Source organism: Bacillus sp. LSHTCR4 (assembly GCF_057197025.1).
In genome coordinates this window covers 47,553-70,740 of the sequence record NZ_JBXUNO010000008.1, presented here as the reverse complement: position 1 = coordinate 70,740, position 23,188 = coordinate 47,553, and the positions used below count along the sequence as shown (strand labels likewise).

The window sequence follows — 23,188 nt, the reverse complement described above, 5'->3', positions numbered from 1 at the left end:
AGATTATTCCTTTCCTTTAAACATGTCAACCGTTCTCTTTTATTTCGTATTAAAAAATTAAAAATTCACTTCTATTCGTTCCGTATGAAACATAGAATACTAATAACCAATTACCAAAAAGGGGGCGAAAACATGGACAACCTATTCCAATACGTCCTTCACTACGTATTATTAACAATTATGATAGTTGGGGCGCTATTACTATTCCCGTTCTTCCCAAAGTTCGTCCTCTTTTTAGCTTTTTTTATTATGCTCGGGATCGCTATTATCATTTCAACAAAGGAAGATACCACACAAAAAGAAAACAGAGTTCAGCGTGTAAAGCTGTAACTCTGTTTTTTTTCAGTCGTAACGTATTCTTGTTAAACTAATTATGAAAAAGACTCCTGCAAATAAAATGAGTATACCAATATATCCTCCTATATCTGCCAATGTACCTCCCCTTACAATTAACTCAGTAAAGCCACGCATCGCCCAAGTTTGCGGAACAAAATTTGCTGCCGTCTGCATCCATGCTGGTTCAATTTCAATTGGCCAATACAGGCCACCAATCATGCATGTTGAAATCACAACGATATTACCTAATGCAGACTGTTGTTCTGTTGTTTTCACGATACTTGCTAATAATAAGGCTAGACCAATGACAGCTAATAATAATACGGAAACGAGTATCATAACCCCTAACAAATTTCCCCACTGCACATTAAATAAGGAATGCGTTAATATCATTAGAACACCAAATTGAATCCATCCTATTAAGAAGAATGAAAGAATATATCCCGTTAGTATTTGAACTTTTGAAACTGGCGCTTCTAATAAACGAGACCAAACACCAAGTTGTCTAGCTTTCAAAATAGTCCCCGTCGCACTTAACATAACAATCATAACGAATAGAATTGAAAAGCCTGCCGCTCGCCCTGTAACGTTATTTAACTTTTGATCATCATGTGAAATTGACTCTTTTTGAATCGAAGCAGGTTCTACTTTTGTATAAATTTCTTTATACATAGGTTCCCACGAAGCGTTACTTTTCTTCTCAAAATCTCTCGCTGCACTAACTTCTATCTCCATTTTTTTTAATGCACTTGCCAATACTTGCTCTACAGAAGTTCCACCAGTAAAATCAGCACTAGCTTGAAACTGAATATTTTCTACCCTTCCATCTAACATATTCTTTTGAAAGTCTTTCGGAATAAGAACTATGCCGGATGATTTTTTGTTTTCAATCTTCTGTTTGCCTTCCTTATACGTTACCTTCTCTATAGAAATTAAGTCACTTTTCTTTATGTCCTCGTAATACTTGCTAGATAATACAGAACCATCTTCATCTACTAAGCTAACATTTACTTTCTTATTCCCACTTCCACCTAAAAGTCCGCCGAAAATGAGTGTGAAAATAATAGGCATTCCAAACATAAGTATATAACTTTGTGGTTTTATTAAAAGTTGTTTTAACTCTAGCCAACAAAGTGCCCAAACTTTCTTCATCATTTCTCCCTCCTATCTCGTATGTAAACGTAATGTTCCTATCATAACGGAGACAATTCCTGCACCACATAAACTAAAAATAACAGGGAGTAACACATCCCAAGATGTTCCCGACATAATATTTAAAAAGCTTGTAAGTGCCCATTTATTCGGAGCAACATTCGCAATGGTTTGAAGTGTATCAGGGAATACGTAAATTGGTAACATCGACCCTCCTAATATAGCGAGTATTTGAATACCGATTCCTCCCATTACATCTGCCGTTTTTTCCTCACGAATAAAAGAGGCAATTAACATAGATAAACCCGAAACACAAATTGCATAAGACATTCCCACCGCTACTATTTGAGATAAGTCTCCGCCCCATTCCACATGAAACATAAAGTGTGTAGCAACTATAAATATCCCAAATTGTATACAAGCAAATAATAATGTACCTAAAAACTTCCCGAATAAAATTGAAAATGAACTCGTCGGTGTACTGAACAAACGCGCCAACGTCTCAGTTCGTTGCTCTGTTACAACTGCCTTTGCACCTACTGTTATGTTATATAGTAAAAACATGACTAACATCGCTGCTGCATAATATTGCATCGCTGCAACTGTTTTTTTACCTATCGTTCCTTTTTCAAGGTTATCTGCACCCGAAGTTGCTACTGCTTGTAAATCTCCACTTACTTCTTTTGCAACTTGTTCCACATTACTATGCTGAGAATTTGCTAATTCCATCACAACACTTTTAGTAGATACCGCAACTGTTTGAACACGCTCTGAAAAAGAGCGGACCATTGATTCAGCGATTTTCGCTTGTATATCTTTTGATGGGTCTATAAACACCTTTGGTTCTTTTAATTTTCCATCTTGTACTTGTTCGCTCCATTTATTCGGGATGACGATTCCCACATCGATTTTCTTTTCCTTTAACATATCTTCGAGCTCTTCCTGAGAATTAACTATCTTTACTTTCACATCATCTTTTAATTCTTTAGATTGCAATACGTCTTTTTGAAAGACATCTGCAAACTCATCATTTCCTACTTGATAATAGCCAATCACTGTTTTGGGTAGTCCACCATTATCAAATATATTACTTAACGCTGAACCTAAAATCGCTGTTAATAAAAGCGGCATAATTAACATCATCATAAATCCGCGCCGATCAATTAAACGTATTTTTAAATCTTTCCATGCAATAATAAAACTTTTCATCTCGCACTAACCTCCTTAATCACGAAGTGAACGTCCTGTTAATTGTAAAAAGAGTGCCTCTAAATTCGGTTCTTGCACTTCAAGCTTTAAAATTTGAGCGTTGTTCTCCACAACTACTGACACAACTGTACCAATGGACTCGCCACCATTTAGCCCAATATCAATCGTACTATTATCTTCATCAAAAATAATTCGTTCAACAACAGATAGTGCTTTCAACTTTTGTAGCAGTTCCGTACTATAACGATTTAATTGCAATCTCACTATAAACCCATCCGCCAGGCGATTACATAGCTCCCTTTTCGTTCCTAATGCAATTACCTTTCCATGATCAACAATTGCAATTCTTTCACATAAATACTCTACTTCTTCCATGTAATGACTCGTATAAATAACTGTCATCCCTTTTTCATTTAACTTTTTAACAGTCTCTAAAATATGGTTTCTCGATTGCGGATCAATCCCAACTGTCGGTTCATCCATAATTAACAACTCTGGCTCATGCATAAGTGCTGCACCAATATTAATACGCCTTTTCATTCCACCTGAAAATGTTTCAATTTTATCTTTTCCACGGTCCTGTAAACCGACGTAAGCTAATACTTCCTCCGCTCGCTCTTTTGCAACTTTTCCATTTAAACCGTACATTTTTCCCCAAAAAACCAAATTTTCCTTCGCTGAAAGTGTTGGATAGAGCGCAATGTCTTGTGGAACAATACCAATTTTCTTTTTCGCCTCTAATGGATATTCTTTTACAGATTTCCCACCAACTTTTATATCACCACTGTCGTATGAAATTAACCCGCAAATCATTGATATCGTCGTTGATTTTCCCGCTCCATTTGGACCAAGCAATCCAAATGTTTCCCCTTTCTTCACCTCAAAAGAAACATTCTTTATGATTTCCTTCTTACCAAGTGATTTCGTAATATGATCTATGACTAACATACTGATTCAGCCCCTTTGCATTCATCTACACTTTCATTGTAGATAAATTTCTTCTTCTCTCCATCATCCTTGAGATAGAAATGCAAAATAAAAAAGCAGCAAATTCTGCTGCTTTTTCACACTTATATATGCCAAAAGTCATGTGTACATCGTGATGCCATACCTTACTGCGTATATGGCTGCTTGCGTTCGATCTCTCAGTTCTAACTTACTAATTAAATTAGAAACATGATTCTTAACAGTTCCCTCTGTAATAAATAACTTTTCCGCAATCTCTTTATTATTTAACCCAAGTCCAATTTCCCTTAAAACATCTACTTCTCGCTCAGTTAATTGCGCTAATTGTTCTGGTGTGGTGCACTCTACTGCTACTTTTGTCTTTTTTAATTCTTTTATAATTTGCGCTGTTATATCCTGAGGAAGCACAGCCCCTCCACTATGCACCGTTAAAATTGCTTGAGCGATTGCATCTGTCTCCATGTCCTTCAATAAATAACCACTTGCTCCTTGCTCCAATGCTTCAAAGATAAGCTCACTATCACTAAAAGTCGTCAACATAAGTACCTTTATATGAGGGAACTGTTCTCTAACTAAACGTGTTCCTTCAACACCATTCATACGGGGCATCCGAATATCCATCAAAATAATTTCAGGATGTAACTCTTTCACCTTTTGTATCACTTCGTCTCCATCTGTAGCAGTTCCCACTACTTCAAGTTCCTGACGTAAATTTAATAACATCGCTAAGCCATCACGAATGAGTGATTGATCATCAACAATCATAATCCGAATCATACAGTTCCCCCTATTAACCACGTTTTCTCCTGAAGTGGAAATTCAATCTGCAAACGAAAGCCTTTTTCTATCTCACTCTCAAATTGAATAGTTCCACCATGTTCCTCTACTCGTTCTCTCATATTAAGTAAACCAAAACCTGGGCTTACCTCGTTAACTCCCACGCCATTATCCAAAATACATAGTTTAACTTGTTTCGCCGAACAAGTTAAACTCACTTCACATAAACTCGCCTTGCCATGCCGCTTTGCATTTGTTAAAGACTCTTGCATAACCCGGAGCAGTGTAGGCTGTAGTGACAGCGGAATCACAACCGGATCTCCTTGTAATTGAAACGATACTTGTACTTTCGTCGCTTTAGAATATCCATGTAACATTTCACGCATATTCTCTATTATGTTCCCTAGTTTACCTTCTTCTTTTAAGGCATGTACAGACGCTCTCACCTCTTGAAGTGATTTCCTGGCTAGCCCATGACATGTATGTAAAACCTCTTCCGTAGCGTCCGACTTTTGTTTCCACAAAGCCTCTGCCAGTTGTAATTGGACAAGTAAGGCTGTCATATTATGACCGACAGTATCATGAATTTCTCGGGCAATATCATTTCGCTCTCGAACGGCTGTCAATTCTTCTACCTCTTTGGCATATAGACGTAATTGTTCATGCGCTTCTTTTAGAGCTGTATGAGACAATGTCAATTCCTCATATTGCTCATCTACCATTTTCCGAGCAGCTGTAAGCTTTTTTATTAAGCTTCCAGCTAAAGCACTAAAAACGATGAACATAAAATTAATGGCATTACTCTCCAATTCTAAACTACCTGTATGTTGATACGCATGTAATATATTTATAAACCAACAAAGAAAGAAAAAAGTAATAAAAAAGTACATCATACTTCTACGAAATTCATGAATAAATAGCCCTACTGCATCAATTCCAAATATAATTAAATATAAACATGTCTCGGGAAATAAAAAACCTAATAAAGCTGTGACGATCCCATTTGCTAATAGTGTATAAAAAACAAGTTTTTTACCTCCATTCACTTTTACTAGCAAAATATGATTCACAATATAAATAAAAAGTGCTGTACCTACAAAAAATTGCAAATGTGCTGTTTCACGTGAAACATGGTTTGCATAAACAAAACAAATCATGACGATTGTAACAATTCGCGCGTATCCTAACATAAAATTCTCCTCACATTTTAATAACCTAAAATGCATCTCTTCATTATAATAACAAGAAAATTATACCAATTACTTCTCTTTTCTTACACAAAAAAAGCAAGCCCCCCTCAAAACATGAGAAAACAACTTGCTCTTTCATTCTAATCTCTTTACTCCATGATATTCTCTAAAGCATTATATAAATCCGCTCGTAACAACTCTTTCTTCGTTTTTTCTTCATACAATTGTTCAAGCATTTCAACATCAACTACATGTTCCATCCTACACTCAAGCGTATATATATCTTCTTCAACATGCATTAACTCGGTTTCAATCTCCTGAATATTCCTAACTTCTTTCTTTTTTACAGGGACTGTTTCAATATTTTTTCTTCCTTGGCGTTGCTGTTTTATTACTTGTGTCTCGAGCTTTTCCTCCCACTTTTGACGCGCCCATGCATAGTTCCCTGCAAACTCAAATAATTTACACTCATCAATCCAATACGTCTTTTCAAATAACTTATTTAAAAAATATCGATCATGTGAAACAGCTAAAATCGTCCCATTATATTGTTCAAGAGCTTCCTCTAAAACTTCCCTTGATTCAATGTCGAGATGATTTGTCGGCTCATCTAAAATTAAAAAATTGATATCTTGATACATAAGTTGCGCAAGTCTTAACCTCATTTTTTCTCCACCGCTCAGTTGCGTTACTTTCTTAAAAACCGCTGGACCATAAAATAAAAACTTAGCTAATATATGTCTCGCTTCTCCCTCTGTTACAGCTACACATTCCCTGAAAGCCTCCAATACATTACTCTTCATATTTCCGTACGCATGCTGGGATAAATAACCGATTTTCACACTACTTCCAATTCGAATTTCTCCAGCGTCTGGTTCTATTTCTTCTAATAATAACTTTAATAGCGTTGTCTTTCCTGTACCATTACGCCCAACGATAGCCGCACGCTCTTGAAAACGAACATGTAAATTTGCTTCGTTAAATAAAAGATGTTCAGCAAATCCTTTACTCACTTCTTTCATTACAACAACATCTTTTCCACTTCTCTCTTGCCCTTCAAACTGAAGTCCCATTTGTTTTCGTTCTAAAATAGGTTTTTTTAATTTCTCCATCCGTTCCAGTGCACGTTCCATACTTCTTGCTCTCTTATGCAATCCTTCATTCGGAGGATTCGCCTGATTTGCCCATTCACGTAATCGCTTAATTGCTTCTTTCATTTTCTTTATTTTCTTTTGCTGTTCTTGATAAGCCTGAAACTCCTGAAGTAACCTTTCTTCCTTCTCTTCAACAAACCGAGAATAGTTTGTATGATACACGTGAATCTCTCCATCTTCTAAATCAAAAATCTTCGTTACAACTTCATCAAGGAAATAACGATCATGTGAAATAACCACAACCGTTCCATTGTATTCTTTCAAAAATTGCTCTAGCCATTCTACGGCAAATAAGTCTAAATGATTGGTTGGTTCATCTAATAAAAGTAAATCTGGTTTCTGCAACAGCATGTATGCAAGGCTTACCTTTGTTTGTTCCCCACCACTTAACTCCAGAAATAATCGAGGGAATAGTTCTATCACCTGTAGACCATTTGCTACCTTCATAATATTCGCTTCGATTTCATAACCACCAAGGAATGCAAACTTTTCTTGGATTACTCCGTATCTCTCCATTAATTTTTGTAAAACAGAAGATTCCTGTTCTTCCGCCATATGTTTTTCTAAAGTACGCATTTCTCTTTCTAATTCTTTTTCTATTTTAAAAGCGGAACTCAATACTTCATATACAGTCATACTCTCATCAAATTTCGGAATTTGTGCCACATGACCAATACGTGTACCTTTCTTCATATGAATGGCCCCTGCATCCAAACTTTCCATTCCAGTTAGAAGCTGAAAGATTGTTGTCTTCCCACTACCGTTACGACCAACTAATCCAACACGTTCACCATTCTTTATTTCAAGCGATATATTTTCAAATATGATGTTTCCACCAAAAGATTTCGTTACATTATTTACACTACAAATTGTCATTTTCCGTACTCCTTTCAATATAAAAAACCATGGGAAAGAAACATTCCCCATGGTTTTCGACATAGAAAAAGGAAGCCAAATAGCTCCCTTTTCACACGTTTATTAAAAATGGGTGAAGAGATTTCTATCGTTCAATAGCTACTATGCAATTGTTAAAAAAGGACAGACGTATCCCGTTAACAACTACATCATGAAAAATCGCACGACAAAAATAGATAAAATCTAAAAATTTGGCACGTGCAGCTAAAGAACGTTTCATCTCATTCACCTCTTTCGTACGGAATTTAATACTTACTTCTTTATTATACTTTCCCATTTCATGTTTGAATAGTCATTTTTCTGAAAATAATGAAGATAGACTAAACATTTCAATAAATGACATCCAATCTTACAAAACTGTTATGTTCACGTAATGGAAAGCGATAGTACGAAAAGATGCCTCCCTATACAATAAAGATGTAAACAAGAGAGACAACAAAAGGAGGAAACAATCATGATGAAAGAAATCGTAAAAGCAATCTTTGAGGTATTAGTGAACGGACAAGCAGTTGTAAAAGAATTAAACGAACTATAAAAAGGAGTGAAAGAATATGATGAACATGGTAAAAATGATTTTACACGCTTTAGTTGATGCGAAAGCAGTTAGTCAAGAATTAAACCAACAATAAAAAAGGGGTAAATGAATATGAAGAAAGCCATTATTGTAATCGCAAGTACAGCAATTGCCTTTTACACAATAAAAAATAGAAAAAAGAAGCACAATAAAAACGATTTATATTATCCATACACATTATTAAGGAAAAAATAAAAGACAAGGTACCCTATCTTAATGAGGATATCTTGTCTTTTATTTTTCCCATTCCTTTTAAAGGATTTCCTTCTCCTTTTCCCGAATGTATTAAGCGGGATTTTTACACATATTTTAAAGGGGCATATATACAAATGGATACACAACAACTATACTTTTTAAACGATATCGGTAAACAAAAACCAGAAAGCATCCGGAATAGAAGCGCGGCATGTCCTTTTTGTGACAGAGAAAATTTAACAGATATTTTAGCAACTGAAGGATCAATTATTTGGCTAAAAAACAAATTTCCTACATTAAAAGATACATTTCAAACGGTGCTAATCGAAACAGATAATTGTGAAGACCATATTGCGACATATACAGAAGAACATATGAAATCGCTAATTCATTTTTCCATTAAACATTGGTTAGATTTGCAGAAGAATGAAGAATTCACATCTGTGATTTTATACAAAAATCATGGTCCATTCTCCGGCGGAAGTTTGCATCATGCACACATGCAGATTATCGGAATGAAATATGTAGACTATCTCGATAACGTTGAACAGGACAACTTCCAAGGAGTCATTGTACAAAAAAACGCACGCATTGAACTCAATATTTCAGATCGCCCTATTATCGGTTTTACCGAATTTAATATCATCATTGAAGATGTTGAATTCATCGATGAACTGGCAAATTACATTCAGCAAACTGTACGTTACATACTGACAGATTTCCATAAAGGATGTAGTAGTTATAACTTATTCTTCTATCACGTAAACGAAAAAATCATTTGTAAAGTTGTTCCTAGGTTTGTCGTTTCACCATTGTATGTAGGATATAAAATACCGCAAGTGTCCACCAAACTAGAAGACGTGAAAATACAACTAGCAGCATATTTCACAAAACAAAACGACACGATTATCCACAAAAAAATAGAGTAGGTATCAAAAACCTACTCTTTAATTACACCTTTATTTCGATAGTACACATCTTCTAATCCAATGTTATACTTCATGTTATTATCCGTCCACTCTGGCCCTAAATTCCCTGGCCATCCAGATGTATTTGCTATATATTTTAGTAATGCAAAATCCGTCAAACCTTTTTGCACCCCGCGCTTATATCCCTTCATTAAATGCGGCATTGCAATTTGCGCATTTGTACGTGGATCTTTCAGCTCATCATCAGTTAAATGATCCGGTGCAAGTCCACCACCGCGATGCAATTGAAACAATCCGAATGAAGTTCCGTTATCTCCAACACTTCTTGGATTTAATCGACTTTCATGTTCGGCAATTGTAAGAGGTATCCATTCTGGAAGATTGACTTTCTTTGCTTCCTCTATAATAATTTGTTTCATCTGTTTTGCTTCTTCTGAGTCAACATAGCTTGTCTCACTTACTAATTTGCCCATTCCTTCAGACTTTCCTTGGAAATATAAGTACACCCCAAGAACAACTAAAAATCCTACAAAGAATTTCTTCACTTCCTCTACCTCTTTCTCCGCTGAAATTTGTCCCCTTTCAGCCTTCTTCCCTTTACAATTACCCACATTTCATCATTCTCTTACTCTTTTATCATAGCAAATAACTATACATATTATCATCATGCTTTAGACCGATTTTGTGAAAAAACAGCTGGTAAATACGTGAAAAAATGTAACTTTCATAGACTGAAACGCATTTTTTGTATATAATTGTAAGCTGAATTCTAAATATAAACTAGGAGAATAATAATATGAAAAAATGGTTGCTACTCTTATTCAGTTTACTACTATTAATTCCTGTCCCTATTTCCGCACAAAAAAACGAAAATCCAAAAGTCCTTATTTTATACAGTTTGAACGATGATCAAATTACAAATGATACCCAAATACTTAATACACAAGTAGGACATTTTACTAATAACATAACAATCAAAAACATAAAACAGTTAGCTGAAATAACTGATAAATCTTCATATACACATGTTATTTACTTAGGTGAAAAACAAGAAGAACTTTCTACTGAAACAAAAGAATTTCTAGAAAGTTTCTCAGGGCCACTACTAGTTTTAGGTCAAAATATAGAACAATTATCCAATCGTTTTTCATTTATCACACTAAAAAATGAAGATATAAACTCTGATACAATTGAATATCCAACACGTAAACTAAAGAATACATTAGAGGACGAACGATCCATTAAAAACCTTGATACAAATGGAAAAATTCTTGCCAATGCTTTAAAAGGAAGTACTACTTATCCATTAATTGTGCAACAAAATAATTCTTATTATGTTGCAACTTCTAACCTCTTTGATTGGATATCTTATTATATTGGCGAAAGCCTATTTTCTTACTTCGGACAAAAGCCAACGACAAATAAAGTGGACGCTTATTTACGTCTTGAGGATGTTCATCCGGCCGCAGATATAAATCAATTAAAAGAAATTGCTGAATTACTAAAAGAGAAAAAGATGCCATACATGATCACTGTTATTCCTGTATATACGGATCCAGATACAGGTGAAACACTACATTTAAAAGATAAACCCGAACTAGTCGATCTTTTACGCTCTATGCAAGATGATGGTGCAGCAATTATTATGCATGGTTATACTCACCAATTTTATGACAGTGAGACTGGTGAAGGTTTTGAGTTTTGGGATGTAAAAACAGACCAACCAATTCGTCAACCGAAGCACGAAAAACCAAAAGCAAAAGATGATTTTCCTAATATAGAAGCATATAATGCATACGTAAAAAAAGGGGAAGAATTTGAAGAAAAATATACGACTGATCATATTGAAAAAGGCATTCAAGAACTTGTAGATGCTAAACTATATCCTGTCGCGTTTGAAGCACCTCATTATACGATGTCTCAAAAAGGATATGAAATATTATCAAGGTACTTTTCAACTTATGTAGGACAACTACAATTAAGTGATACAACTTGGAAATCCATGCACTCTCCAGCATACAGAAGTACACCATCATTTTTACATGGAATGAAATTAATGCCTGAAACAGTTGGATTTATCGAAGAGGATAAACCACACGCTATTGCTAAAATGAAAGCAAATGCTGTATCTGTTGCCAAATTATCCGATGGAGTTATTGGTGCATTCTATCATCCTTACTTAGGTGTGGAACCATTAAAAGAGGTACTAAAGGATTTAGAAAGCATCCCAAATATAGAATGGATTGATTTACAAAAAGAAACAAATGAAGTAAAAATGAAGGATATTCATATTACTACTAATAAAGACGGCATTCACGTTGAAAAACCAACAAGCGCAAGTGACGTAATGGATTATATAAAACAATATGGATTCTTCCTTATACTTGGTTTCTTCGTCATTGTCTTTCTCTTATTATTAAGACGTGCGAAAAAATTAGAATCCTAATACAAAACCACCAAGCAGAATGCTTGGTGGTTTTTTTTAACTTAAACCAAAACGTGGCATATTATTAATAACCCATTGATTATGTTCATAAATAAATTCAACTTCTACTTTTTCCGTTACATTATCATAGTCATTATACGTTTCTACCTGCGCTTTTATTTTCCCATCCTTTAACTCGGCAGAAATAATTTTTGTAAATTTAGTTGCTGCTTTTGAACCTGGATCTCCAATAGCATAGTGCATTTTTCCATTTAACTCTTTAATATACTTACTCTTCATATACTCTGCTATAAATGATTTTGAGAAGTACGTAGATAGCGTAGTCTCTAAATTATCCTTCGTATTATAAATAGGGTTTACTAATTCCCCGTATGAAAAATCCCCTACTCGTTTTGGGTTTCCTGTTAGTGCAGCCATTTGAACATTAGTCAGTTCCTTCTGTGCATTCCATACTTTCTGTAACATAACGTCATCTGCTAGCTTCTTATCTTTTACTTCATTTGATTTCTTTGTATCCAGATTCATGATAGTTCCATTATCCGTATAGAGATACATATCTCCTGCTACAAAATATAAATAAGATTTAGTTGGTTCAACCGCTTTATTATAAATTACTTTTTCATTTCCTCCATTCATTTTCTTCTTATATACTCCATCCTTTTTTATATAATAAAAAGTGTCCCCTTTCACATTCATCTGCAAGGCATCCTTTACCAATAACTTTTCATTATTTTGTTGAACGTCTATTTCATATATGCCATGCTCAGCTTCATTTGTTTCAAAAGGTAACGAAAAGTCGACAACAGCATACAATTTTTCATTATTATACGTAGCACTAGATATTGTCGCATAATTTTCTTTTGACCAAGTTTTATTATCTTTTGTCACTTGTGTTCCACGATTTTTATTCCAATGTAGAATACTATCATCTATCATTCGAGACCAACCAGAATTTTTAAATGCCGCTTCTTCTTCCTGTCCCGTTTTTAAATCCATTTTTACAATCCCTACAATATCAAAACCACCATGCTCAGAATATTTTTTCGGATAAAATAAAGTTTGATCTTTTATATAAACATAATTTGTATCTGCCTTTAACGTATCTAACTTTTTATTAGATATATCATACTTCATTAAAGAAGATAATCCCGCATTCTTATCTTCATCCGTATGAATAAAATATAAAGCTTTGTTTTTTATATTTATGTAAGAAGCATTCACACCTTCCACTACACGTTCTGAAGTCTGAAATTGATCTTTCGTACGATAAATGCCCCCTGTATTTTTATCACCATTTACCGAATAGTAAATCCAGCCGTTACTCTCTGCCATCTTCCCTTTATTAGAACTGTTTCCAACCGTATTTCCATGTTTCTCATTTTCTTTCATCTGTTTTTCAACTACTGGATCAATTTGTTCTTCTTTATTTTCTTGTGTTGCGTTTGGATTTATAGCCTTTTTTTCTGCTTCACACCCAAACGCTGCAAGTGAAAGTGCACCAATCATCATTGTAATAGCTATTTTTTTATATGCTTTCCCCATTTTCTCCCCTACTTCCTTCATCAAATTAAACATATCATAAATTATAGAAAAAATTAGAAAAAATATCCATAACAAAAAAAGGATAAGAGTAACTCTCCTATCCTTTCAAATAAAGTGGACCCTTAATCAATCAGAGTCTTGATCCCCGGCAAATAGCGGGGTAAAATCGAATGGTATTTTCATATATTGTTTCTGCAACCTTATCAACAGATACGTTTTTTATAACACTAATTTCCTTTAATACCTCTCGAATCATTCCCGGATGCGTCATAACATCGTCTTGAAATTCCCACGGTCCATCTGTTTCTACCATCATATATTCAAGAGGATAATACGAAACAATTTTTCTAATCTTCTCCTTATGCAAAACATCTGGTGTAATAGAAATATAATAACCGTTCCTCATCATCCGTTTCATTGTCGTTTCACTTCCTTTAAACCAATGAAAGTGTGCACGCGAAACTTTATATTTCTCCAGCAAATCACATACAATATCAGCATCTTCATACACTGCGTGCAATATAATTGGTAAATTATATTTGCTAGCTAGTTCAACAAACCGTTGTAACACAGATATATATGAATTGATAACAATACGCTCATCTTCTTTTCTTAAATAATACGGTAAGCCAACTTCACCAATCGCAGCTATGTCCTCTACATGATCTTCAATTAATTTATAAATTTGCTCACATTCTTCTTTATGAATCGGTTGCTCCGGATGAAAACCTATCGCTGGATGAACAAAGGGATATCGCTTTGCTAAGGATAAAGTTTCTTTACTTGATTGATAATTCATAGATACCGCAATAAGTCCCTTTATCTCTTTACTATTTTCCACATCTTTAAGTAATCTACTTTTCTCTTCATCCTTATATTGGTCAACATGTATATGACTATCAATCCATTTCATCTTTATTCCTCCATAAAAAAAACAAGAAAGGATCTCCCTTCTTGTTTTATCATCTATATTATTTAACAATTAAGTTTGTTATGATATCAAATAATCCAATACATACTACGGCAACAGTAAAGTAGCTACAGAAATCTTTAATTGGAAACTTCACTACTTCTTCTTTAAACATCCCATTCTTCTCCCTTCTTACTATATCCCTAATTATTTTTATCTATTTGTATCTATTATGCAAAAAATATGACAATTTTACTATCGAATTAGCTTACGTAAACCTTACAATGTTGTAAGGTTTATAAAAGGAGCCCCATCTATATACAGATAAGGGCTATTAAAAAGTAGTTGGTTTTTCATTCTTCATTACAAACAGAAAGTAATACAGTGCGACTTTCTAATTACACTATATAAAATTCACTATCTTTTAACCATCGAATTACATTACAGAAGACTTACATGTTTGTAAGCTATGTGTAATGTAATTCGATAGTTTTCCTTATCTATATTTCGTACAATAAAGTTAGCAAGTAAGCTAAATAAGAAGAACACTCACATAACCAAATTACATTGCTAGTAGCTACTCTTCTTATCCCTTTTACTCATGCTACTACAATGTACCCCCTTCCCCTTTATATAATAAAAAAAGCCTTAGTCCATATGGACTAAGGCTTTTTCATACGCCCTAAAATACCCCTACCTAGTATTTTTATTTTCGACAAAAAATAGGCGGGGGTATAATCCGCTATCTCGTCGCTAAAAGTTTACTCTTTGCATTAATAGGAATATTTACAGCTTCAATTTCTTCAATCGCCTCACCGTAGCGTCCTTTTGCGTACACCTTTAATGCTTCGTCTCTCTTTAACATATGCTTAACAGTCTTCTTTATTTTTTGTTCTTTTCCACGTTCGTCAAATGCAATAAATTCATATTCATACCACTCGTCACCAACATGTTGACCAATTGTATTCACAACTGTATAGTATTCTTTCGTCTTATAAAGCGGATTATATTTATCGATAACTGGTCCAAGTTTTGTAGGCAATAACATTACTACTATCACTAGCATCGCTATTATAGTAGTGATCATTTTTTTCTTCATAATAAACATTCCTCCTCTGCAGGATATATATACATCCATTTTAAAAAGAAGAAATAAAATCTACTATTGAATCTCCTTACATTACACTTACATTTTTGTAAGAATAAAAAAAGGTGAACGAATTTACTCGTTCACCTTTTAGCTCGCTTTAAAGCCACCGCCAAGTACATCACGCACATCGTGAATTACAACGAAAGCATCTTCATCTACTCTGCTAATAACTTGCTTTAACTTAACAAGCTCTTGTTTATTAATAACAACATATAAAACTTCTTTATTTTTACCAGTATATCCGCCGCGCCCTTCTAATACAGTGACACCACGTGTCATGTTTTTCGTAATAGTCTCACGTATTAAGTCTGGTTGATTTGAAATGATTGTAACAGCCGTTTTTGTATCCATTCCTTCTACAATGAAATCAATCACTTTTGCTCCGATGAATACTGCAACAAGTGTGTACATCGCTTTTTCTTGCCCTATTATAAATACAGAACCAGCAATTACAACGATATCAATAATAAGTACGCCTTTACCAACACTCCAGCCTAAATATTGATTTGCTAACTGCGCTAAAATTGCCGATCCTCCTGATGTACCTCCAGCTTTAAACATACAGCCTAATCCGATACCTACAAACAAACCAGCAAATAAAGCTGCTAATAGCGTATCACTATTTACATGATACTCAATATGTTCTGTAACATATAAAAACAAGGATGTTTCTACAATCCCTAAAATTGTATAAACCATCGTTTTTTTATCAAAAAACTTATAACCAATAGCTAGTAAAACTGCATTTATAGCAAAGTTCACAATCCCTGGTGACCAATCAAATAAGTAGTACGTAACAACCGTTAAACCAATAATTCCACCTTCCGATAAACGGTTTGGAATTGCAAAGTAATTAATACCAATTGCGAATAATAATGAACCAATTGTAATTAGTGTTATTTCCTTTATACGTTGATTAACCATAGTTCATACCCTCCCCCCATTTGACATTGTATCACTATCTCCTAGAGGTTTAGAAGTTGTTTTTATTCCGCATTTTTCCTCTTAAAGATCTAGATATTATGTTTAAACAAAGGGGTGATTAATTATTCACATTCGCTCTAACTGTACGAATAAATCGCTTCACATTCCCTTTCTGAATATACTTAGCTCTAACCGTTTCTTGATTACAAGTAAACTCAAAGTACGGCTGACAATCTATGCTATCTATATGCAAATATGAGTACTCTTTAAATTTTGAAGGATAGTAAGGAAATTTCCCGTAAAACAGGAGACGTCTAGTAGTGGCAACGAAAATTCCATGTTGATAACATAATGTGAAATTATCCTTCTCAAAGATCCCTACCACAAAGGCTAAAAGCTTTTCGTCATCTTCTATATACTTCTTCATACTTAATAAAAGCTCATTCACGCATATCCCTCCAAATACTATTCTTGAAAAGAATCCATGGATTGTTACAAACCGGTTTAACTCCTTTATAAAGTATGAAACGCGTTTCCTGTCAAAGATATTTCAAAAAAATAATCCGTTATGCACTTATACACATAACGGATTAAAATTACACTGTAGATCGCTCCACAAGTTCATATGGAATTTCCACCTTTTCTTGTTTAGAACTCTCGTCACTTATTTGCCGGTAAAACATTTCAAAAGCCGCTTTCCCTATCCCCTTCAAATTTTGATCAATAGTTGTAAGTTGTAACACTTGCGAAATAGGTTGGTTATCAAATCCAATAATCGCTAAATCTTCAGGAACTTGAATACCTAATTTTTCAGCTTCTGTCATAACCCCAATTGCAACCTCATCTCCTGCTACTATTAATGCTTCAGGAAGATGCTGCATTCCCTTTAATTTATGAGCCACTTGCACACCATCTTCTAACGTAAAACACTCTGTAAAAATCCACTCTTCATTCACTTCTTCATCTATAGATTGCAATTGCTGTTTATACACATCAAAACGTTTTTGGCTACTCGGTCCCAATTTCCTTCCCGTACAATAACCAATTTTTTTATAACCTTTCTCAATCAAATAATCCATCCCTAATTGAAAAGCTGCTGAATGATTCGTATATACACTTGAGATATTTGAAATATCATTATCTTCACAAGCAATGATTGTGCCGTAAGAAGCATACGGTTCTATCATTTCCCAATCATTTGCACGTGAACAAATAATAAGACCATCCAATTGTTTTGTTTTTAACATATGTAAACTTTTCATTTCTTCTTTTTTATTATAATTCGTTTGGCAAAGTAGCACCCTATAATTATGAGTTAACGCTCCCTCCATCATTCCCCCTACCATTGCATCAAAGCTCGGGTGATTAATGTAAGGTAGAATTACACCAACAATATTCGTCTTTCCTTTTGATAAATGAACGGCATTTGCGTTTTGCGAGTAATTCAATTTCTCAACTATCTCTATAACCGCTTTCCTTTTTTCTTCACTTACATACGGATGATCATTCAATACTCTTGAAACAGTCGTAACGGAAACTCCCGCCATCTTTGCAATATCTTTAATATTAGCCATACACTCACCTCTACTTTTAAATTAATAAATTCCATGAACATATGTCAAACCTTCTCATCATTACACCTTCATTCGTTTTTCTTACAAAAGTGTAATTTTCCTGTAAGCTAATTCGATAGTTACTCTCCGCTATTTTTCATACAATTAAGTCAGAAACAGGGCAACAATTATTCGAAAAGGAGCGGATTTATATGATGAACAAAGTGAAATCAAACAATTTTTTAAATACAATGGGCATGGTATTTTCCGCTCTTATCGATGCAAAAGCTGTTGCTTCTACATTAAACAAGTAAGGAGAATATACAATGAACAACATTACTTTTAACAAATTAGATTTTTTAGGACTAGCTAGTGGCTCGATTCTTCTTACGGCTTTTATCTACGCCACTACGCTTGTATAAATTTCGTGTCCCCTTTCCCCTTTATCCCACTTTAATGGGCAGTAAGACCCCCACCTCAAAATTCAACGAAAGCAAAGAAGTTAGGTAGGGGATCAACTGCCCATAAAAGTCCGATTGGTTCAACTAATAATCAGTGGGGGATGAAGACCCCCCACTGATTAAAGTTTCACTTTATTATAAATAGTAATAGAAAAGACGACCGTCTATGCCCGGTCGTCTTTTCTTATTTTTGATTTGATTGCAAAGCTTCCTTTAGCTCCTCAAACTTCTCATTTAATTGATCTGTCATCATTTTCATAGCTGTTTTTCGATCTATTTGTTCTTCAGCATCAATTTGAATTGGGTCTCCAAAAATCAATTGCGCCCTTTTCCCTTTTATTAATTCTTTTACACTTGATGGACCAATATAAGCTGCCGGTACTAGTGGAACGTTAGAACGCATCGCAATTGTCACAGCACCAGCTTTTAACGAAACATCTTCTGACGATCTCGTTCCACTCGGGAAAATCCCTACCACTTTTCCTTCTTTTAATAAGCGTGATGGAATTTTAAGTGTACTCGGTCCTGGATTTGCACGATCTACAGGGAATGCATTTACATTTTTAAAGAACCAGTTTTTGAATTTCCCTTCAAATAATTCTTTTTTGGCCATGTAATGAATTTCCGTCGGGTACATCCCTGTAGCTAACATTAATACATCCATAAAACTTGTATGTGTACACGCAACAACATATGGACCACCTTCTGGTAGCTTTTCTCTTCCTTGCACTTCTACTTTCCCAGCTGTTTTAAATATATATTTCAACAAAAATGTAATTGGTTTATACATTTGTTTCGTTCCTTTCTGAACATCCGAAGTATAATCATTTTCTTACCACAATTATAACACTAAGTTTTAGGAGTTGGTAATAAAAAATGAGTATTAATTGTTACATTTCAATTCTTACAAAAGTGTAATTTTCTTGTAAGCTAATTCGATAGTTACTTCTTGCGATATTTCATACAATTAAGTCAGAAAGAAACAACAACTATTCGAAAAGGAGCGGATCAATATGATGAACAAAATGAAATCGAACAATTTCTTCAATACACTGGGCATGGTATTTTCCACTCTTATCGATGCAAAAGCTGTTGCTTCTACATTAAACAAGTAAGGAGAATGCATCATGAATAACAAATTAGATTTTTTAGGGTTAGCTAGCGGCTCTCTTCTTCTTACTGCTTTTATTTACGCTGCTACGCTTGTATAACTTTGTGTCCCCTTTCCCCTTTATATAGAAGAAGACGACCGTCTATGCCCGGTCGTCTTTTTAAATGTTTTTTTCTTTTAACTCTTTTAAAAGCTGTATCATTTCAGCTTGTTGTTTTATCTTCTTACGACCATTTCGATTAATTGCTGCAAGCTCACAAGCAACTCCAACGGCGAAGAAAAACAATAAACTTTCTAACATGTGAAATCCTCCAATTGCCTATTAAACAGCTTGACGTAATTGCTCTTCTTGTAAAACCTTTTTATTTATATTTTCTTCTTTTCTCTGACAAACGTTATTGCGAATAAGCGCTGCAATAACAAGTAAAGTTCCTACAATATCAAACATCGTTATTTTGTATCCTTGCATCATCATAATAACTAAAGTCGTAATAGGTACAAAGTTAATAAATAAAATCCCATTAATAGATGATAAAATCTTCACACCGTAATTCCAAGCGAGTAATGCTACGATTCCTGGTAATGTCATCATAAACAATAAATCATATTTCACAATAGAGATCGTTCCCATACTTGGAACTGAAACATACCCAAGCGACGTAATAATTACAGTTATAATTCCTGTAACAGTCGTACCAAATACACACGTCAACGTAGAATAACGTAATGTTGACCAATCGCTACACGTTTGACCACCCATCGTATAAATCACCCAACCTACAACTCCAACAAATATATATGCTAGCGAAAACATGTTATCTTTCAACGTTAAAAAGAAACTCATATCACCTTTTGTAATAACAAATACAGCCCCTATAAAAGCGATAATCATGCTCGTTATCATATACTTTTTCGGTTTTACATGCTTATATCCCCATAGGATACAAATAGAAATCATCGGCATAAGTGCTTCCATAATGGAGGCTACCATCACGCCTGATTTTCCCATTAACATTTGACCTAAAAATATAAGTACATTATATACAGTAAACGCCATCGTTCCGAAAAAGACGAGTAACTTTCCTCTTCCCTCTAAACGAAATGCCTGTTTCCCTTCTTTCATTAACAACAATACAATCAGCATTATCGCCACCGCTCCATAGCGAATAAGCGAAAAATAAAACGGATCTATGTATTCTAACGCATGATCAGCAACTGGAAACATCGCTCCCCATGACATACTTGCAATTAAACACGCTAAAGCCCCTATTATCATTTGACCTCTTCTCACCACAATCCCCCGCTTCTTTCTATTTGCACAAAGAGAATTGTAAAAGAAAAAATACATCACGTAAAATGATTCAAAATGATGTTAACTATCATTTATAATGATAGTTAACATCAAGGAGGACAGTATTATGGAATTAAGAGACTTGCAAATCTTCCAGAGCGTTGCTGACCAAGGTAGTGTAAGTAGCGCAGCAAAGGAATTAAATTACGTACAATCAAATGTAACAACGCGTATTAAACAACTAGAAAACGAGCTGAAAACACCGCTCTTTTATCGTCATAAACGAGGCATGACTTTAACAGCTGAAGGAAGAAAAATGCTCGTTTATGTTAATAAAATTTTGCAAGATGTTGAGGAGCTAAAACAAGTATTTTTAGATAGTGAAACACCCTCTGGCATATTAAAAATCGGTACTGTCGAAACAGTAAGTACATTACCTACCATTTTATCTTCTTACTATAAAAGCTATCCGAACGTCGATTTATCATTACAAGCAGGTCTAACAGAAGAATTAATTAGAGAAGTACTCGATCATCAATTAGACGGTGCTTTTATATCAGGGCCAATAAAACATCCCCTTATTGAACAATACGATGTTAGTACAGAGAAATTAATGCTTGTAACACAAAATAAAGCTTTTCATATAGATGAATTTACAACAACGCCTTTACTCGTTTTTAACCAAGGATGTGGATACCGCTCCAAACTAGAACGATGGCTGAAAGATGAAGGTTTGCTACCAAAAAGAATTATGGAATTCAATATATTAGAGACAATATTAAACAGTGTTGCACTCGGCCTTGGAATTACACTCGTACCACAGTCTGCTGTCCATCATCTTTCTAAAGCAGGTAAAGTGCATTGCCATGCAATCCCTGAAAAGTACGGTAGTATTTCAACGGTTTTCATACGCCGTAAAGATAGCTATATGACAAATTCAATGCGTAGCTTTTTAAAAACAATCGAAGAGCACCACCACATTAATATGCTTTAAAAGACATTCTTACACGAATGTCTTTTTTTCTTACAAAAGTGTAAGTCTTCCGTAAGCTAATTCGATAGTTGCCGGCGATCATATTTCCTATAATTAAGACATAAAGCAGGGCAACAACAATTCGAAAAGGAGCGGATACGCATGATGATCAAAATGAAATCAAACAAATTTTTAAATACAATGGGCATGGTGCTATCCGCACTTGTCGATGCAAAAGCCGTTGCAACTACATTAAACAAATAAGGAGAGATTATAATGAACAACATTACATTTAACAAATCAGATTTCTTCGGACTTGCAAGTGGAGCGACTCTTCTTACAGCTTTCATTTACACACTTGCTCAAGGTCTTGTTTAACACTTTGTTTCCCCAAACCCCTTTATATATAGAAAAAGCTGCTCGTCTTATAGACAAGCAGCTTTTTAGTTTGTTTCATATACAATTTGACCTGTTTTCGTCATATCATATCCGCCAATCGCCTTTAATTCATTATGAAATTCTTCCGATTGCAGAATGTCTTTCACAACTCCGATCAGCTCTTCATTTTCTTTATTCTTCAAAATCACTAAATCATACTGTTCTTTCATGATTGGAACAAAGTCTACATTTACAATTTGCGAAAACTTTTCTGATCCTACTCCGACGTCAGCTTTTCCATTCGCGACTTGCGTGGCAACACCAAGATGGTTCGACTCTTCCCATTCATATCCACTAATACGTTCTTTATTTAAATTTTGAATGCGCAATTGTTCATCGACTAACACCCTAATACCAGAACCCTTTTCTCGATTTATAAATCGTATAGATGATTGAGATAAATCAGCCCATGTTTTTATATTTTTAGGATTCCCCTTTTGCACATAAAACCCAACGTTCCTCGCTAATAAATTAATCATAATACATGGCTGTCCTACTAAAATGCGTTTTACATAAGGAATATTATATGTACCCGTTTCCCCATCAAACAAATGCAAACTAACGATACTTCCTTCTCCTTGATACATTTTTACTAGACTCGTTAAACTACCTTGATATGCCCTTAATATAGTTGAACTTGGCAGGCGATTTTCTATACGCTTTGCCAACATATCTAACGTTAGTTCTTGTCCGCTAATAATACATGTATTCGAGATACTATTACTGTCATTCTTTACAGGGGTAACCTGTATCTTACCTGTTTTCATTTTCTTAATATATTGTTCTAAATCTGCTGCATCAATGCGCATCTGTCTACCAACTCTATAAGAAGGCAGCTCCCCTTTTTTAATCAAGTCGTATACAGTTAGTTTTGATACCTTTAATCTCTTTGCTACTTCTTCCGTTGTGTAGGAATGATGATCCATAGACGATTCCTCACTTTCTTCCTTCATTGTAACAAAGAAAAGAATATTTCTCCTATATTTTAAAAA

The 23,188-nt window shown here is 34.6% G+C and carries 26 protein-coding genes; 8 read left to right on the top strand and 18 right to left on the bottom strand.

Features of this window, described 5'->3' with window-relative positions; all coding sequences use genetic code 11:
* The first annotated feature begins 132 nt into the window (after positions 1 to 132).
* Positions 133 to 330, top strand: coding sequence for a hypothetical protein (locus tag AC2CGR_RS26875; protein ID WP_000369249.1), 198 nt, complete (start codon positions 133 to 135; stop codon positions 328 to 330).
* 12 nt (positions 331 to 342) lie between these two features.
* Here the strand turns inward: AC2CGR_RS26875 and AC2CGR_RS26870 are convergent, their stop codons facing one another.
* The 7 genes from AC2CGR_RS26870 to AC2CGR_RS26840 form a co-directional block, all read right to left on the bottom strand.
* Complete coding sequence (locus tag AC2CGR_RS26870) at positions 343 to 1,488, bottom strand: ABC transporter permease (protein WP_484481365.1); 1,146 nt, start codon at positions 1,486 to 1,488, stop codon at positions 343 to 345.
* Positions 1,489 to 1,500: 12 nt separating this feature from the next.
* Positions 1,501 to 2,697, bottom strand: a complete 1,197-nt coding sequence (locus tag AC2CGR_RS26865) for an ABC transporter permease (protein ID WP_270184598.1) — start codon at positions 2,695 to 2,697, stop codon at positions 1,501 to 1,503.
* A gap of 15 nt (positions 2,698 to 2,712) precedes the next feature.
* The gene (locus tag AC2CGR_RS26860) at positions 2,713 to 3,645 is read right to left on the bottom strand and encodes an ABC transporter ATP-binding protein (protein ID WP_270184599.1); all 933 of its coding nucleotides are present in this window, start codon (positions 3,643 to 3,645) and stop codon (positions 2,713 to 2,715) included.
* A 138-nt stretch (positions 3,646 to 3,783) separates the two neighbouring features.
* A complete protein-coding gene (locus tag AC2CGR_RS26855; protein ID WP_000619343.1) occupies positions 3,784 to 4,440 on the bottom strand; it encodes a response regulator in 657 nt (218 codons plus the stop codon).
* Positions 4,437 to 5,630, bottom strand: coding sequence for a sensor histidine kinase (locus tag AC2CGR_RS26850; protein ID WP_073536507.1), 1,194 nt, complete (start codon positions 5,628 to 5,630; stop codon positions 4,437 to 4,439). Before AC2CGR_RS26850 ends, AC2CGR_RS26855 begins: the two co-directional genes overlap by 4 nt.
* A gap of 149 nt (positions 5,631 to 5,779) precedes the next feature.
* On the bottom strand, positions 5,780 to 7,660 hold the full coding sequence (gene abc-f, locus AC2CGR_RS26845) for a ribosomal protection-like ABC-F family protein (protein ID WP_484481364.1): 1,881 nt from the start codon (positions 7,658 to 7,660) through the stop codon (positions 5,780 to 5,782).
* Positions 7,661 to 7,784: 124 nt separating this feature from the next.
* Positions 7,785 to 7,919: an RAxF-45 family protein gene (locus AC2CGR_RS26840; RefSeq protein ID WP_000830642.1), complete on the bottom strand. Its 135-nt coding sequence runs from the start codon at positions 7,917 to 7,919 to the stop codon at positions 7,785 to 7,787.
* Positions 7,920 to 8,339: 420 nt separating this feature from the next.
* Here AC2CGR_RS26840 and AC2CGR_RS26835 point away from each other — a divergent pair, with 420 nt between their 5' ends.
* Together AC2CGR_RS26835 and AC2CGR_RS26830 are read left to right on the top strand one after the other, a co-directional pair.
* On the top strand, positions 8,340 to 8,468 hold the full coding sequence (locus AC2CGR_RS26835; RefSeq protein WP_131101270.1) for a spore coat protein B: 129 nt from the start codon (positions 8,340 to 8,342) through the stop codon (positions 8,466 to 8,468).
* A gap of 134 nt (positions 8,469 to 8,602) precedes the next feature.
* Positions 8,603 to 9,397, top strand: coding sequence for a DUF4931 domain-containing protein (locus AC2CGR_RS26830; protein ID WP_102990412.1), 795 nt, complete (start codon positions 8,603 to 8,605; stop codon positions 9,395 to 9,397).
* A gap of 11 nt (positions 9,398 to 9,408) precedes the next feature.
* On the opposite strand, the gene AC2CGR_RS26825 is transcribed toward AC2CGR_RS26830, so the two are convergent.
* A complete protein-coding gene (locus AC2CGR_RS26825; protein ID WP_087967914.1) occupies positions 9,409 to 9,942 on the bottom strand; it encodes a transglycosylase SLT domain-containing protein in 534 nt (177 codons plus the stop codon).
* 251 nt (positions 9,943 to 10,193) lie between these two features.
* On the opposite strand from AC2CGR_RS26825, the gene AC2CGR_RS26820 reads away from it, so the two are divergent.
* Positions 10,194 to 11,843, top strand: coding sequence for a DUF2334 domain-containing protein (locus AC2CGR_RS26820; protein ID WP_484481363.1), 1,650 nt, complete (start codon positions 10,194 to 10,196; stop codon positions 11,841 to 11,843).
* Positions 11,844 to 11,879: 36 nt separating this feature from the next.
* On the opposite strand, the gene AC2CGR_RS26815 is transcribed toward AC2CGR_RS26820, so the two are convergent.
* The 6 genes from AC2CGR_RS26815 to AC2CGR_RS26790 form a co-directional block, all read right to left on the bottom strand.
* The gene (locus tag AC2CGR_RS26815) at positions 11,880 to 13,385 is read right to left on the bottom strand and encodes a DL-endopeptidase inhibitor IseA family protein (RefSeq protein WP_131101266.1); all 1,506 of its coding nucleotides are present in this window, start codon (positions 13,383 to 13,385) and stop codon (positions 11,880 to 11,882) included.
* 130 nt (positions 13,386 to 13,515) lie between these two features.
* Positions 13,516 to 14,298 (bottom strand): TatD family hydrolase, encoded by a 783-nt coding sequence (locus tag AC2CGR_RS26810; protein WP_087967894.1) that lies wholly within the window; start codon positions 14,296 to 14,298, stop codon positions 13,516 to 13,518.
* 739 nt (positions 14,299 to 15,037) lie between these two features.
* Complete coding sequence (locus AC2CGR_RS26805; protein WP_087967896.1) at positions 15,038 to 15,394, bottom strand: YxeA family protein; 357 nt, start codon at positions 15,392 to 15,394, stop codon at positions 15,038 to 15,040.
* A gap of 138 nt (positions 15,395 to 15,532) precedes the next feature.
* Positions 15,533 to 16,369: a YitT family protein gene (locus tag AC2CGR_RS26800; protein ID WP_087967898.1), complete on the bottom strand. Its 837-nt coding sequence runs from the start codon at positions 16,367 to 16,369 to the stop codon at positions 15,533 to 15,535.
* Positions 16,370 to 16,487: 118 nt separating this feature from the next.
* Positions 16,488 to 16,817, bottom strand: coding sequence for a PH domain-containing protein (locus AC2CGR_RS26795; protein WP_087967900.1), 330 nt, complete (start codon positions 16,815 to 16,817; stop codon positions 16,488 to 16,490).
* Positions 16,818 to 16,965: 148 nt separating this feature from the next.
* Entirely contained in the window at positions 16,966 to 17,943 is a 978-nt protein-coding gene (locus tag AC2CGR_RS26790) for a LacI family DNA-binding transcriptional regulator (RefSeq protein ID WP_087967902.1), read from the bottom strand.
* Between the two features lie 305 nt (positions 17,944 to 18,248).
* Between AC2CGR_RS26790 and AC2CGR_RS26785 the strand changes: the two genes are divergently transcribed.
* Positions 18,249 to 18,344, top strand: a complete 96-nt coding sequence (locus AC2CGR_RS26785; protein WP_001060001.1) for a DUF3948 family protein — start codon at positions 18,249 to 18,251, stop codon at positions 18,342 to 18,344.
* A 223-nt stretch (positions 18,345 to 18,567) separates the two neighbouring features.
* On the opposite strand, the gene AC2CGR_RS26780 is transcribed toward AC2CGR_RS26785, so the two are convergent.
* Complete coding sequence (locus AC2CGR_RS26780) at positions 18,568 to 19,173, bottom strand: lysophospholipid acyltransferase family protein (protein WP_087952219.1); 606 nt, start codon at positions 19,171 to 19,173, stop codon at positions 18,568 to 18,570.
* A gap of 337 nt (positions 19,174 to 19,510) precedes the next feature.
* On the opposite strand from AC2CGR_RS26780, the gene AC2CGR_RS26775 reads away from it, so the two are divergent.
* On the top strand, positions 19,511 to 19,594 hold the full coding sequence (locus AC2CGR_RS26775; RefSeq protein WP_131102692.1) for a DUF3948 family protein: 84 nt from the start codon (positions 19,511 to 19,513) through the stop codon (positions 19,592 to 19,594).
* 60 nt (positions 19,595 to 19,654) lie between these two features.
* On the opposite strand, the gene AC2CGR_RS26770 is transcribed toward AC2CGR_RS26775, so the two are convergent.
* Together AC2CGR_RS26770 and AC2CGR_RS26765 are read right to left on the bottom strand one after the other, a co-directional pair.
* Complete coding sequence (locus tag AC2CGR_RS26770) at positions 19,655 to 19,795, bottom strand: YrzO family protein (protein ID WP_000894067.1); 141 nt, start codon at positions 19,793 to 19,795, stop codon at positions 19,655 to 19,657.
* Between the two features lie 21 nt (positions 19,796 to 19,816).
* Complete coding sequence (locus AC2CGR_RS26765; RefSeq protein ID WP_131101264.1) at positions 19,817 to 20,785, bottom strand: DMT family transporter; 969 nt, start codon at positions 20,783 to 20,785, stop codon at positions 19,817 to 19,819.
* Positions 20,786 to 20,912: 127 nt separating this feature from the next.
* On the opposite strand from AC2CGR_RS26765, the gene AC2CGR_RS26760 reads away from it, so the two are divergent.
* Both AC2CGR_RS26760 and AC2CGR_RS26755 read left to right on the top strand, forming a co-directional pair.
* Positions 20,913 to 21,779, top strand: coding sequence for a LysR family transcriptional regulator (locus AC2CGR_RS26760; RefSeq protein ID WP_131101262.1), 867 nt, complete (start codon positions 20,913 to 20,915; stop codon positions 21,777 to 21,779).
* A 255-nt stretch (positions 21,780 to 22,034) separates the two neighbouring features.
* The gene (locus tag AC2CGR_RS26755; RefSeq protein ID WP_001060013.1) at positions 22,035 to 22,136 is read left to right on the top strand and encodes a DUF3948 family protein; all 102 of its coding nucleotides are present in this window, start codon (positions 22,035 to 22,037) and stop codon (positions 22,134 to 22,136) included.
* A 65-nt stretch (positions 22,137 to 22,201) separates the two neighbouring features.
* On the opposite strand, the gene AC2CGR_RS26750 is transcribed toward AC2CGR_RS26755, so the two are convergent.
* Entirely contained in the window at positions 22,202 to 23,149 is a 948-nt protein-coding gene (locus tag AC2CGR_RS26750; RefSeq protein WP_270184601.1) for a helix-turn-helix transcriptional regulator, read from the bottom strand.
* Positions 23,150 to 23,188: the final 39 nt, after the last annotated feature.

Bases quoted from the DNA above. Each gene is read 5' to 3' on its own strand.
- AC2CGR_RS26800 (WP_087967898.1), bottom strand. From the start codon at position 16,369: ATGGTTAATCAACGTATAAAGGAAATAACACTAATTACAATTGGTTCA.
- AC2CGR_RS26815 (WP_131101266.1), bottom strand. From the start codon at position 13,385: ATGGGGAAAGCATATAAAAAAATAGCTATTACAATGATGATTGGTGCA.
- AC2CGR_RS26870 (WP_484481365.1), bottom strand. From the start codon at position 1,488: ATGAAGAAAGTTTGGGCACTTTGTTGGCTAGAGTTAAAACAACTTTTA.
- AC2CGR_RS26860 (WP_270184599.1), bottom strand. From the start codon at position 3,645: ATGTTAGTCATAGATCATATTACGAAATCACTTGGTAAGAAGGAAATC.
- AC2CGR_RS26780 (WP_087952219.1), bottom strand. From the start codon at position 19,173: ATGTATAAACCAATTACATTTTTGTTGAAATATATATTTAAAACAGCT.
- AC2CGR_RS26855 (WP_000619343.1), bottom strand. From the start codon at position 4,440: ATGATTCGGATTATGATTGTTGATGATCAATCACTCATTCGTGATGGC.
- AC2CGR_RS26810 (WP_087967894.1), bottom strand. From the start codon at position 14,298: ATGAAATGGATTGATAGTCATATACATGTTGACCAATATAAGGATGAA.
- AC2CGR_RS26875 (WP_000369249.1), top strand. From the start codon at position 133: ATGGACAACCTATTCCAATACGTCCTTCACTACGTATTATTAACAATT.
- abc-f (WP_484481364.1), bottom strand. From the start codon at position 7,660: ATGACAATTTGTAGTGTAAATAATGTAACGAAATCTTTTGGTGGAAAC.
- AC2CGR_RS26835 (WP_131101270.1), top strand. From the start codon at position 8,340: ATGAATATGAAGAAAGCCATTATTGTAATCGCAAGTACAGCAATTGCC.
- AC2CGR_RS26755 (WP_001060013.1), top strand. From the start codon at position 22,035: ATGAACAACATTACATTTAACAAATCAGATTTCTTCGGACTTGCAAGT.
- AC2CGR_RS26775 (WP_131102692.1), top strand. From the start codon at position 19,511: ATGAATAACAAATTAGATTTTTTAGGGTTAGCTAGCGGCTCTCTTCTT.
- AC2CGR_RS26805 (WP_087967896.1), bottom strand. From the start codon at position 15,394: ATGAAGAAAAAAATGATCACTACTATAATAGCGATGCTAGTGATAGTA.
- AC2CGR_RS26760 (WP_131101262.1), top strand. From the start codon at position 20,913: ATGGAATTAAGAGACTTGCAAATCTTCCAGAGCGTTGCTGACCAAGGT.
- AC2CGR_RS26770 (WP_000894067.1), bottom strand. From the start codon at position 19,795: ATGTTAGAAAGTTTATTGTTTTTCTTCGCCGTTGGAGTTGCTTGTGAG.
- AC2CGR_RS26865 (WP_270184598.1), bottom strand. From the start codon at position 2,697: ATGAAAAGTTTTATTATTGCATGGAAAGATTTAAAAATACGTTTAATT.
- AC2CGR_RS26790 (WP_087967902.1), bottom strand. From the start codon at position 17,943: ATGGCTAATATTAAAGATATTGCAAAGATGGCGGGAGTTTCCGTTACG.
- AC2CGR_RS26840 (WP_000830642.1), bottom strand. From the start codon at position 7,919: ATGAAACGTTCTTTAGCTGCACGTGCCAAATTTTTAGATTTTATCTAT.
- AC2CGR_RS26830 (WP_102990412.1), top strand. From the start codon at position 8,603: ATGGATACACAACAACTATACTTTTTAAACGATATCGGTAAACAAAAA.
- AC2CGR_RS26750 (WP_270184601.1), bottom strand. From the start codon at position 23,149: ATGAAGGAAGAAAGTGAGGAATCGTCTATGGATCATCATTCCTACACA.
- AC2CGR_RS26785 (WP_001060001.1), top strand. From the start codon at position 18,249: ATGAACAACATTACTTTTAACAAATTAGATTTTTTAGGACTAGCTAGT.
- AC2CGR_RS26850 (WP_073536507.1), bottom strand. From the start codon at position 5,630: ATGTTAGGATACGCGCGAATTGTTACAATCGTCATGATTTGTTTTGTT.
- AC2CGR_RS26820 (WP_484481363.1), top strand. From the start codon at position 10,194: ATGAAAAAATGGTTGCTACTCTTATTCAGTTTACTACTATTAATTCCT.